10 protein-coding genes and 1 tRNA gene are annotated in these 12,386 nt (G+C 39.4%); 6 read left to right on the top strand and 5 right to left on the bottom strand.

Annotation, left to right across the window (positions count from 1 at the left end):
* Nucleotides 1–81 precede the first annotated feature (81 nt).
* From R3X26_RS01860 to R3X26_RS01850, 3 genes are all read left to right on the top strand, one after another.
* Nucleotides 82–2,124, top strand: coding sequence for an NADPH-dependent 2,4-dienoyl-CoA reductase (locus R3X26_RS01860; RefSeq protein WP_317715542.1), 2,043 nt, complete (start codon nt 82–84; stop codon nt 2,122–2,124).
* A 114-nt stretch (nt 2,125–2,238) separates the two neighbouring features.
* Nucleotides 2,239–2,787, top strand: a complete 549-nt coding sequence (locus R3X26_RS01855) for an NAD(P)H nitroreductase (RefSeq protein WP_317715408.1) — start codon at nt 2,239–2,241, stop codon at nt 2,785–2,787.
* A 154-nt stretch (nt 2,788–2,941) separates the two neighbouring features.
* On the top strand, nt 2,942–4,870 hold the full coding sequence (locus R3X26_RS01850; protein WP_317715407.1) for a DNA topoisomerase III: 1,929 nt from the start codon (nt 2,942–2,944) through the stop codon (nt 4,868–4,870).
* On the opposite strand, the gene R3X26_RS01845 is transcribed toward R3X26_RS01850, so the two are convergent.
* Nucleotides 4,871–5,557 (bottom strand): SDR family oxidoreductase, encoded by a 687-nt coding sequence (locus tag R3X26_RS01845; protein ID WP_317715406.1) that lies wholly within the window; start codon nt 5,555–5,557, stop codon nt 4,871–4,873.
* Nucleotides 5,558–5,881: 324 nt separating this feature from the next.
* On the opposite strand from R3X26_RS01845, the gene R3X26_RS01840 reads away from it, so the two are divergent.
* Nucleotides 5,882–6,100 carry a cysteine-rich CWC family protein gene (locus R3X26_RS01840; RefSeq protein ID WP_317715405.1) on the top strand — a complete coding sequence of 73 codons (219 nt, stop codon included), beginning with the start codon at nt 5,882–5,884 and terminating at the stop codon, nt 6,098–6,100.
* 41 nt (nt 6,101–6,141) lie between these two features.
* Here the strand turns inward: R3X26_RS01840 and R3X26_RS01835 are convergent.
* From R3X26_RS01835 to R3X26_RS01825, 3 genes are all read right to left on the bottom strand, one after another.
* Nucleotides 6,142–6,229, bottom strand: a tRNA-Ser gene (locus R3X26_RS01835).
* A gap of 165 nt (nt 6,230–6,394) precedes the next feature.
* On the bottom strand, nt 6,395–8,272 hold the full coding sequence (locus tag R3X26_RS01830; protein ID WP_317715404.1) for a DUF3413 domain-containing protein: 1,878 nt from the start codon (nt 8,270–8,272) through the stop codon (nt 6,395–6,397).
* Nucleotides 8,273–8,306: 34 nt separating this feature from the next.
* Nucleotides 8,307–8,534, bottom strand: coding sequence for a YejL family protein (locus tag R3X26_RS01825; protein ID WP_317715403.1), 228 nt, complete (start codon nt 8,532–8,534; stop codon nt 8,307–8,309).
* Nucleotides 8,535–8,618: 84 nt separating this feature from the next.
* On the opposite strand from R3X26_RS01825, the gene yejK reads away from it, so the two are divergent.
* The gene (gene yejK / locus R3X26_RS01820; RefSeq protein WP_317715402.1) at nt 8,619–9,626 is read left to right on the top strand and encodes a nucleoid-associated protein YejK; all 1,008 of its coding nucleotides are present in this window, start codon (nt 8,619–8,621) and stop codon (nt 9,624–9,626) included.
* A 208-nt stretch (nt 9,627–9,834) separates the two neighbouring features.
* On the top strand, nt 9,835–10,947 hold the full coding sequence (gene asd, locus R3X26_RS01815) for an aspartate-semialdehyde dehydrogenase (RefSeq protein ID WP_317715541.1): 1,113 nt from the start codon (nt 9,835–9,837) through the stop codon (nt 10,945–10,947).
* Nucleotides 10,948–11,078: 131 nt separating this feature from the next.
* Here asd and R3X26_RS01810 read toward each other — a convergent pair whose 3' ends face one another.
* A complete protein-coding gene (locus tag R3X26_RS01810; protein ID WP_317715401.1) occupies nt 11,079–11,933 on the bottom strand; it encodes an ion transporter in 855 nt (284 codons plus the stop codon).
* Nucleotides 11,934–12,386 lie beyond the last annotated feature (453 nt).

Here is a 12,386-nt window from a genome sequence, read left to right as displayed (position 1 = left end):
AACCAGTCGTTATACTCAAGATGAGTAATAAAAAATGACCACCAAATGTTGGAACTGCCACAAAATACAAGTGAAGCAATTATGTATCCAAACTTATTACAGCCTCTTGATTTAGGTTTTACTCAACTGAAAAATCGCGTCCTGATGGGATCAATGCATACAGGTCTAGAAGAACATAAAGAAGGGTTAGGGCGTTTGGCTGCATTTTATGCAGAAAGAGCAAAAGGACAAGTTGGGTTGATTGTAACTGGTGGGTTTTCACCAAACCTGCGTGGGCGGTTACACCCATTTAGCGCGGAATTTAGCAAGCCTAAGCATGCCAGAGCGCACCAAGTTGTGACTAAAGCGGTGCATGATCATGGTGGTAAAATCGCATTGCAAATATTGCATGCGGGACGGTATGCAATGCATCCATTTTCGCAAAGTGCTTCAGCAATGAAGGCACCTATTTCAAAATTTGCACCAAGTGAAATGAATCAGCGACAAATAAAGAAAACCATTGATGCTTTTGCAAATAGTGCCCAACTCGCGCAATTAGCTGGTTATGATGGTGTTGAGGTTATGGGATCGGAAGGCTACTTGATTAACCAGTTTATTTGTAAGCGAACCAATATGCGTTATGACGATTGGGGAGGCACTTATAAAAAACGTATGCGGTTTCCGTTAGAAATTGTTAAAGCGATTCGTAAGGCAGTAGGGGAGGAGTTCATTATTATCTTTCGTCTGTCATTACTTGATTTAGTCGAAGAAGGCAGCACATTCGAAGATGTTATTTTGTTGGCTAAAGCATTAGAAAACGCAGGTGTTACTATTATTAATAGTGGTATAGGTTGGCATGAGGCTCGTATTCCAACGATTTCTACTCAAGTGCCTCGAGCGGGTTTTACTTGGGTAACGGAACAACTAAAACCACACCTTAAAGTACCCGTAGTAACGTGTAATAGAATAAACACACCAGAAGATGCTGAACGTGTTTTGTCTGCTGGTCATGCTGATATGGTATCGATGGCACGTCCGTTTTTAGCCGACCCACAGTTTGTGTTAAAAACCCAGAAAGATAAATCGAAATCTATTAATACATGCATTGGTTGCAATCAAGCTTGTTTAGATAACATATTTAAAGCCAAACGGGCCAGTTGTTTAGTCAACCCAAGAGCGTGTTATGAAACTGAATTGGTTATTTTGCCTGCAACTGAAGTGAAGAAAGTAGCGGTTATTGGTGCTGGTCCAGCGGGCTTATCCGCGGCCACTATTGCGGCTGAACGTGGACATCATGTTGATCTCTTTGAAAAATCAGATCGAATTGGAGGTCAATTTAGATTAGCGATGCAGATTCCTGGTAAGGAAGAATTCCGCGAAACCATTCGTTATTTTGCCAACCGTATTGATGAAACCGGTGTGAACCTTAAATTAGATACGGCGGCAAAATTTGAAGATTTATCGACTTATGATGTAGTAATTATGGCATCTGGTGTCGAACCCAGAATGCCTGACATTCCCGGAATAGAGAATCAAAATAAAGTGGTGGACTACCAAACCTTAATTCGAGAAAAAACACCGGTAGGCAATAAAGTGGCGGTTGTTGGCGCGGGTGGTATTGGTATCGATATTGCCACTATGCTGACTGAGCCAGAAGGGCATGATCTAAATGATTGGCTGCATAGTTGGGGTGTGGATACGGAATTGAGCCACCCAGGAGGATTGTACCCTCATCCAGAATTAATAAGTGAGCGTAAAGTATGGTTGATGCAGCGCCGAAATAGCCGAGTTGGAAAAGGGCCGGGGAAAACAACGGGCTGGATCCACAGAAGAACATTAGAAAAAAGGGGGGTGGCTTTGCTTGGAGGTGTTCGTTATCTAAATATTGATGACGATGGACTCATGATAGAACAGCAAGCAAAGACAACTCAACAAGCCAAGTTTGATCAACAAGGACCGCTAGAGCAACGACTTGATGCAGATAAAATTATTATTTGTGCCGGCCAAGAATCGGTCCGTCCGTTTGAGGAAAAATGGCCACAATTACAAGGAAAACTGTATGTTATTGGGGGCGCGGATAAAGCGGGTGAACTTGATGCAGTTAGAGCGATACGACAAGGGCTAGAGGTTGCTATGAAACTGTAAACCTGATTATTGTATTAAAACGCTCATAATTGTTGTTATTGATAATCATTCGCGCCTGTTGTATGGTTAATTTCTATCTATATATTGCTAATAAATAAGCTTGAAGAGGCCCACATGGATGCATTGGAGTTGTTATTAAATCGTCGTTCTATTGCTAAATTATCTTCACCCGCACCTGAAGGTGCGGCATTAGAGAATATAATAAAGGCAGGATTACGAGCTCCTGATCATGGTGGATTAACACCATGGCGTTTTGTTATTGCTGAAGGGAATGGATTAAAAAAATTAGCCAATATACTGGTTAATGCGGCTCAGATTGAAAAGAGTGATCCGGCGGTAGTGGAAAAGCTAACCAACGCACCTTTTCGTGCACCAATGGTGATTACTGTCATCGCTAATGTTAAAGAACACCAAAAAGTTCCCGCATTTGAGCAGCACTTATCCGCAGGTTGTGCAGTGCAAGCAATGCAGTTAGCCGCTGTGGCGCAAGGGTTTCAAGGGTTTTGGCGCTCAGGGCCGTGGATGTTTCATCCAGAAGTTCATAAAGCGTTTGGTCTAAGCGGTGATGATAAAATCGTTGGTTTCTTATATTTGGGTACACCAGGATGTACGCCAATGAGTGCTCCTAAACGTGATTTAAGCCAATATGTTGAGTATCTATAAACACAGAGCTCGCTACGGTTAAAATCAATAGTTTTGTATTGAAGCAATTTAAAAACGATCACTAGAAACTGTATAAATTTACAGTATTTCTTGCAATGTAAGGGCTAGATTGGATAATCTAGCCCTTATTTTTTATATAAACGGATAACAACATATGGCGCGACTTTTTATTGCGGAGAAACCGAGTTTGGGACGAGCAATTGCAACCGCCCTGCCTAATCCACAAAAAAAAGAGCTCGGTTATATTCGTTGTGGCAATGGCGATATTGTTACATGGTGCATTGGCCATCTACTTGAACAAGTTGAACCGGATGTTTACGACCCAAAATATAAAAAATGGAACCTAGACGATTTACCTATTGTCCCACAGCAGTGGCAGTTAAGACCACGAAAAGCCGCTAGTAAGCAGTTAACCGTTATTCGTAAGTTACTTAAAGAGTGTGACCAAATTATCCATGCCGGTGATCCTGATAGAGAGGGACAGTTGTTGGTGGATGAAGTTATCGATTACTTAAAAGTCACGGCTAAGCGAAAAGCGACAGTGCAACGTTTACTGATCAGTGATTTAAACCTTCCTGCAGTAAAAAGAGCGTTAAGCCAAATGCGCACCAACAAAGAGTTTATTCCTTTGTCAGTTTCTGCTTTAGCTCGATCGAGGGCAGACTGGTTGTATGGGATGAATATGTCGCGTGCTTACACTTTATTAGGACAGAAAGCAGGTTATCAAGGCGTGTTATCTGTTGGGCGAGTACAGACCCCAGTACTTGGTTTGGTGGTACGTCGAGATGAAGAGATCGAAAATTTTGTTGCTAAAGACTATTTCACCTTACATGCGTTAATTCCTTATCAAGATGGTTTATCGTCCATTGATATTCGTGCTCGTTGGAAGCCAAGCGAGGCTTGTCAACCATGGCAAGATGATGAAGGGCGAGTATTAAATCGTAAGTTAGTAGAAAATGTCGCTAATCGAATCAAAAATCAGCCGGCGATCGTCGCTGAATCAGAGCAAAAGCAAACCAAACAATCCGCCCCGTTGCCTTATTCATTATCAGCGTTACAAATTGATGCGTCTAAGCGATACGGCTTAAGTGCACAAGATGTGTTGGATATCTGCCAGTCATTATATGAAAAGCATAAATTAATTACTTATCCGCGGTCTGATAATCGATACTTACCCAACGAACACTATGCGCAAGCAGGCTCAGTGATTGCGGCTATAGAAACTAACGCTCAAGATCTGAGTAAAGCCGTTAATGATGCGAACTTATCTATTCGCTCTAAAGCTTGGAATGATAAAAAGGTCGAGGCTCATCACGCAATAATCCCGACGCCGAAGAAAGTTCCTAGCCATGCTTTATCTGCAAATGAAGTGAAAATCTATCAACAAATCGCAAGACAATATTTAATGCAGTTTTATCCGTCAGCGGTTTATGCTGAAGCAAAGTTAGTTTTTGATATTGCGGGAGGTTGCTTTATTGCCAAAGGACGAAAATTGATTGAGCCAGGGTGGAAGGCATTAATGGGAAAAGACAATAGTGATGAAACCGCTTTTGATATGGTGCCTCCTTTAGCGAAAAATAGTCAGCTTGTTTGTCGAGAAGGTGAAGTAAAAGATCGCAAAACTGAACCACCTAAACACTTCACAGAAGCGACTTTATTACAGGCTATGACCGGAATAGGCCGTTTTGTTGAAGATAAACAACTTAAAAAAATACTCAAAGAAACCGATGGTCTTGGAACAGAGGCAACGAGGGCAGGTATTCTCGATACTCTATTTAAACGCAAATTACTTACACGACAAGGGAAATCGATTTTAAGTAGTCAAGCAGGGAAGGGCCTGATTCATGCTCTACCAAATGAATCGACTTTCCCTGATATGACAGCACATTGGGAACATCAGTTACAAGGAATGGTAGAGCGAAATCAAGCTTACCAACCTTTTATGTCTGGTTTACAGCAAAAATTATCAGTTTTAATGCAAGGTGTTAAAACTAATCCAGTTCCCGATGCACTTAAAAATTTACCACAGGTAGAACGAGCTAGAACTAGGCGTAAAAGTAAGTTCACTCGTAAAAAGCGTTAATTACCAAGGTAAACGTGTTCCGTCATAATTAATAAACTCGCCAGAGTTTTCTGCCTGCAATGAATCGATGACCTTTATCATCCCTTGGGTGGACTGTTCAGTTGAAATGCTAGCATTAGGTCCGCCCATTTCGGTACGAACCCAACCAGGGTGGAGTGCCACCGTAATAATTCCTTCTGAAGAAAGGTCATTGCTTAAGCTTTTAACCACTGAATTTAATGCGGCTTTAGATGAGCGATAGATGTATCCTCCTCCTGATGTATTCTCGGTCATACTTCCGACTTTGGATGAAATACAAATGATCTTTTTATGCTCTGCTTGTTGCAGTCGTGGGTAAAGCGCTTCCACTAATTTAAGTGGTGCGATGGAATTAATTTCAAATACTTTTCGCCATTCCTCTACATTTGTGTTGCCAAATTCTGTTCCTTTTGGCCCATAATATCCGGCATTATTGACCAGAACATCGATAGGAGGAAAACGCTCTGCTAGTACATTGAGATGTTGATAGTCAGTAACATCAAGTTGATGGCAATGAAGAGATTGCTTTTCCTCCATGAGTGCAAGTAACTCTTGCGCATTGTTGCCATCGCGAAAAGTGGTATGAACCTGCCAACCAAGTTGTAAATAATTTTTCGTTAGTGCTAAACCAATACCTCGGTTTGCGCCAGTAATCAGAATAGTTGCCATTAGATAACTCCAAACTGTGCGGTAAAAAAATCACACTACAACGTGATTTTGTGCGTTGAAAATAGGATTCATAACAGAAAATATGGAGGCAAACTTTTTAAATTCAACGATAGCATAAACGAACATGATTAAATGCTATCATCTGACGTTCAGTCTATCTGTTGCTATTGGCTTAAGTAACTAATTAGTTTAATCCGCTGTAGTACGGATTTAGAGCCAAAAGATAATGTCTCGCTACAAAGATTTTTTAACAACAAAGACTACCTTTAAAAAGTTATATCGTGTTTAACAAACGATATAGCTTTTGATAACAGAGAGTTGCCTATGAATGATGATCAAATTTGCCCGTTTTGTAAAAAAGGCAATAATTGTATGGTGAGTGACCCAAGTGCATGTTGGTGTAACGTAACAATGATACCTGTACAATTGCAGCAATTAGTTCCATTAGAGTTACAACGGAAGTCCTGCATATGTGCAAATTGTGTCGCGTCTTATATTGAGGACCCCGTGACTTTCGAGCAACAATATTTGAATAACCAATAGATAGCAAAAATCCCACTGCATGCAGTGGGATTTTTAAAATGTGGCGGAGAGATAGAGATTCGAACTCTAGGACGGTCGCCCGTCGCCTGATTTCAAGTCAGGTGCTTTCGGCCACTCAGCCATCTCTCCGTGTGGTACGAATAATATAGAGGTTAGTTTTGCTTGTAAACCCCTGATAATGTTGTTTGATGTATTTTTATCCAACCGAGTGTCAATTTTATTAACTTCTCGCGTTTGTCAGCGTCAACTTAATCAAATTAGCGCAAATATTGTTCAAATCAATATCAATGTTAATTAAAAATCGTTATAGAAACGTTTTAATTCTGACAAACCAAGCATCAATATAGATAATTTGGTCTTAGAATCTTTGTCCCGCTGGTAATTATTATCATAAACTTTATAGTTACCATATTGATCGACCACTGTCGTATAGTCATCGGTAATAAGAGCAATGTTGCGTCGATTGCCCGCTAATATCCATTTTCGCGATGATTTATTTAGCAGACTTTGACCACTGCTGTAATCTTGAGGGTTGGAGGACACACCAAATAGATCTTGCAACAGAGTAACAGATAGGTCGAAATGACTAGTTTTGTAGGTGAATCTTTGAGGGGGCTTAGTTGGCCAATGAATGACTAAAGGCACATTAAGTTGATAGCGACTGTAATTACTATCGGCTCCCCAACTGTTGGTTTTTGTCTCGTTAAACTCTATACCGTGATTTGAGGTGATAATTACAATGGTATTGTCCGATAACTGTTGTTGTTCAAGCGTCTCAAATACACTCGCTAATAAATGATCGGTTTTTTTCGCTGCTAGAGAATACGCGGCTTGCAGTTTTTGTTCTGGACTACCTTCAGAGGTATTGTGGTCATACTCTTCATAGTTACTTAGAGTGGACAACTCAACATAACTAAACCAAGGTGTCTTCGCTTGTTTTTGCAACCAAGCAGACCAATTTAAGAGCGTTATTGCGTCGCTACTGTTGTCTACATAATCATTGTCTGCATTCCCAGTGTTCTCATCACCATTGTCCGCATGATCATTGCTTGCGTACTGGATCTGTTGGCCTGTAGATTTAAAGATAAATTCTCTAGAACGCTCACTACCTTCTCTGGTGTTATCGTCAACTGCTTTGTCGTGGCTAAATAAACCAAACGAGTATTTACGTTTGGTCATTTCATCCAATAGTACCGGTGGTAATTGTTGAGAAATAATACTTTTTTGATAGTTAGTTGGTATGCCATAAAATAATCCAAAAATACTACCAGCATCATTATTTGAGCTGTAGTGATCGGCAAACATTAAATTATTACTAGCATATTCACTTAGTTGTGGCATAAGTTCGGGCGTAACAAAGTCGCCTCGTAAACTTTCTACCATGATCATAACTACATTATAATTTTTGGCTTTACTATCATACGTTAATGGTTCTACAGGATAGCGGATTAATTCCGTTAACTTCTCGTTTTCTTCTAAGCGTTTATTATATTCTTCAGTATCGATTAGCCCATGTTTTTGCATAAACGTTCGTGCTGTCATCGGATACGACAATGGAAAATTAGCTTTTTGCGCTGTAATAGGTTTATAAAAAGTAATATCCGCCCAAATATAAACCAGATGACTTGATACAAAACAGACAAAAAATAAGGTCGTGATAGAGCGACCAATTCGTTTATGTTTGAGTTTTCTATGTTTACGCCAAATCCATTCAGACTGAGCAAGTTGCAGTAAAAATATAATAGGCAGAACAATAAACAGTTGTTGTAGCTCCGTCGCAATATTACTTTGGTCTTTTTCTAATAATAGTTCCCATACCGCAGGATTGAGATGTAAATGGACTTGCTGGTATGCTTGAGTATCAAGCAATAACAAGGTCAAACCAACAGTAGCAAAACAGACGGCAATAAATCGAAATAGTTTTCTTGATGGAATAATGAAAGATAGTGGAAATAAGATCAGTAGGTACAGAGCGAAAATTAAAAAACTGAAATGACCTACCCAAGAGCCAACTAAATAAAGTTGGCCAAATAGAGTGTCAGGCCAAGGAGACTGGCTTATATAACGCGTACCTATCAACATAGAAGCAATTATGTTGAAAAAAGCAAACCAGTGGCCCCAACTAACTAATTGGGATACTCGTTCGCCATATGTTTTTCCACTATCTACCATGTATTTTTCGTTCTTATTGTATTAATGAATTGTTTTAATGAGCTTTGCCTTCTTCCACAGAGGAAAGCAGCGCTTGCGCAAATTTTTCTGCTATGGCCTTACGTTGAGACGCAGGGACATTAGTATTTAAAACATTAGTTGCAATATTACCTGCAAGCATAAGTGAAAGCTCTGAGCTTGCGTTATGTTTGTCTAAAACTGCCGCGATTTCGGTAAGAATAATTTCTATTTGGTCATCGCTGTATTTTGATGTGATCGGCATAGTAACTCTAATAATGATAGTAAAAGCGGCTTATGATAACCTACTCTTCATCACAACTGAAATCGAAACAATAATTTATTCACTATGAGCCTAAATATATCAAATGTCATCCTGCATCAGCTTGCAAAAAACGATCAGGATGAGTTGACGGTCAAATACCGCACCGAATCGCTTGAAAACAATACCTTTACTCAAGATCTGGTTTCAGAACTTCATCGTGTTTTTAATGCAAAAGCAGGAAAAGGCTTTGGCACTTTTCAATCAGACAGCAATTTTAAGCACTGGTTGCAACAATTACGTCAAGGAAACGAAAATTTTTACGATTTTTCTCAAAATTGCGCTGAACGACTCAAAGGGGAGCTAATAAAGTACCCTTTTGCCGATGAAGGCATTTTGGTTTTGGCGGAGTATCAATCGCTGGCGACGGAGTATTTGTTTGTTGCTTTGTTGCCATCCAACCAGAGTTTGAAGGTAACGGAAGGGCTTAATATTGATGCTACCGATTATCTCGATATTAACAAAATGGATATTGCAGCCAGAATCGATTTATCGACTTTTGAAACTAATTCTGAGTCAAATCGGTATTTATCGTATATCAAAGGAAGAGTTGGACGAAAAGTCGCAGATTTTTTCTTAGATTTTCTGCAAGCAGAAGTTGGGCTAGATGTAAAACAACAGAATTTAGTCTTGATGCAGGCGGTGGATGATTATTGTACTGATGTACAGTTGGATAAGGAAGAAACCACCAACTATAAAAAACAAGTCTTTGATTATTGCAGTGATCAAATTAAAGCCAATGAAGAGCTAGAAGTAAAAGAGCTCTCAGGTGAATTGCCTGTCAGTACAGATGGAACCAGTTTTCTTGATTACACCCAAGATCGAGGCTATCAGTTGGAAGAAACTTTCCCAGCGGATCGCACTACAGTAAGAAAGCTAACCAAATATGTTGGTGCTGGTGGCGGGCTCTCTATTAACTTTGATAGTCTACTTTTAGGCGAACGCGTGTTTTATGATCCAGAAACGGATACGTTGACTATTAAAGGCATTCCGCCAAACCTCAAAGACCAACTAACGCGTAAAAACAACACATAAAAAATGAACAACAATAGGTAGTTAACTTGAACATCGTTCTGGTCAATGTGAGTCGCATGAACTTGGGACAATTTCAGCCAATTTGGCTATAGAAATGAAGCATCGAGTAAGGTATTTTCATATTGATAGAAAAAAAACTTGTTTTTTTATGTGCAAATAATTAATGATGACGAATAACTAACGAATTAACACGGAGTGTAGAATAATGATGAGAGTAGGTTTAGTTGGCTGGCGTGGTATGGTCGGCTCTGTATTAATGCAGCGTATGGTAGAAGAGAAAGATTTCGATCATATTGAACCTGTGTTTTATAGTACATCTCAAATTGGTATACCGGCTCCAAATTTAGGAAAAGAAGCGGGTTTACTGCAAGATGCGTTCGATATAGACAGCTTAAAACAGCTCGACGCAATTATTACATGCCAAGGTGGCGGCTACACAGAAAAAGTTTTTCCAGCTTTACGTCAAGCCGGTTGGAAAGGTTATTGGATAGACGCTGCATCAACACTTCGAATGAAAGATGATGCCATTATTGCATTAGACCCTGTTAACCTTAAACAAATTCAACAAGGTATTGCTAAAGGAACCAATACTTTTGTTGGTGGTAACTGTACCGTTAGTTTGATGTTAATGGGTTTAGGTGGCTTGTATGAAAAAGGCATGATCGAGTGGATGAGTGCCATGACTTACCAAGCTGCATCAGGTGCTGGTGCGAAAAATATGCGTGAACTGATCTCACAAATGGGTGTTATCAACGATTCAGTGTCTTCTGAGTTAGCTAACCCATCCAGTTCGATTTTAGATATCGATCGCAAAGTTGCAGAGACCATTCGCTGTTCTTCTTTCCCAACCGATCAATTTGGTGTGCCTTTAGCTGGCTCATTAATTCCATGGATTGATGTTAAACGTGATAACGGCCAAAGCAAAGAAGAGTGGAAAGCCACTGTTGAGACCAATAAAATTTTAGGCTTGCAAGACAGTCCAGTCCCAATTGATGGTACTTGTGTACGAATTGGTGCTATGCGTTGTCATTCACAAGCATTGACCATTAAGTTGAAACAAGATGTACCAATGGATGAGATAGAAGACATTATCGCATCGCATAATGATTGGGTAAAAGTGATTCCAAATGAGCGTGATATTACTGCAGAGCAATTAAGCCCAGCACAAGTAACAGGTACATTATCTGTTCCTGTTGGTCGCCTGCGCAAAATGACGATGGGTAACGATTTCTTAAACGCATTTACCGTTGGTGATCAGCTATTATGGGGTGCTGCAGAACCACTTCGTAGAACGTTACGTATTATTCTAGAATCAAAGTAATTTGTAGAATAATCATCGTTAGCAAAATTATATTTATCCTGATAATAAAGGGTTAAATTTAGAAAAAACGCACACTAATTATAGTGTGCGTTTTTTTTATAGCCTCAGTGAAAGGAAAATTGTTTATTACTTTATTGCTCTACATGTACTCGGTTATCCGGATCGGCCAATTCACTGCCACAATGCTTACAGAACATGGCATCAGAATCATGGCCGTTCTTCATACAATTAGGGCACTTAACTAAGGTTTTGTGCGAATTCATTTCCTGATGTAACTCTGCGGTAATAATGCCAGTAGGTACCGCTAAAATAGAGTAGCCTAGCAGCATAGTGATAGCGGCAATCGCCTTACCTAACTCAGTTTGAGGAACTAAATCGCCATAACCTACGGTTGTGATGGTTACGATTGCCCAATAGATGCTTTGAGGCATACTGGTAAAGCCATGTTCGGGACCTTCAATGACAAACAACAACGCGCCAAAGATGGTAACTAAAACAGCAACTGCGCTGAAAAAAATGAATATTTTTCTGCGTGACATAAGCAGTGACTTGAGCAGTATATTCGAATCTTGTAAGTATCTTACTAACTTTAGTATTCGAAAAATTCGCAACACTCGAATTAATCGAATGACACTCAAAAATGAAGCGGATGGAAAAAGGATGGCTAAGTAAGTTGGTAAAATGGCAAGAAAATCAATGATTCCGTAAAAGCTTTTTGCGTAAGCTACTGGCTTGGGTGAACACCAAAGTCGCACTAAATACTCTAATGTAAATAGACAGGTTAAGCCATACTCCAGTAAATTAAAGGTACCTGCCCATTCTTTGCTTATTGCCGCCACTGAATCAAGCAACAGCACTAATAAGGAGAGTAAGATCGCGATAATCAAGCAGATATCAAAAATTTTCCCCGCCAAGGTGTGCGTACCAAAAATGACTACATAAGTTTTGTGCTTCAGTGTTTCTGCTTTCGAATGATGATGTTCCACTATGACTTCCAATAATCGTCTTTATATCTTAATACTACAATACCAGACAAGATAATGTACGCCTAAGCTTAGTCTCTTGACTCTATGCTAGCCTGATAAGAGGTTATTCGTCATTTTGAAAGTAAAACACATAAATTTATTACTAATCAATTTCATTACCAATAATTAAAAGCCAGGTGATGCAAAGACTGTCATATGAATGAGAATTATTGTAGACAAAAGCACGTTTTAGTAAAAAAAAGGCGCAGATGGTGGTGATGTAAATCACAGCTTATATACTATTTTAGTAGCACGTATTTGATGTACTTCTGTTCGAATGTTGTACAAAAAGTGAAAGGTTCTAATAATCTGTGGTTTTTTGTCATAATTAATCAATTTATTTCGCTATAATTAGGAATTTAAATTGCATTTATTTTTATTTAAAAACAATAGCTTAGGGTTTTTACTGAAATT

It is taken from the genome of Vibrio sp. TH_r3 (genome assembly GCF_033101115.1).
Lineage (GTDB): Bacteria > Pseudomonadota > Gammaproteobacteria > Enterobacterales > Vibrionaceae > Vibrio.
This window is presented reverse-complemented; position numbering and strand designations above follow the sequence as displayed.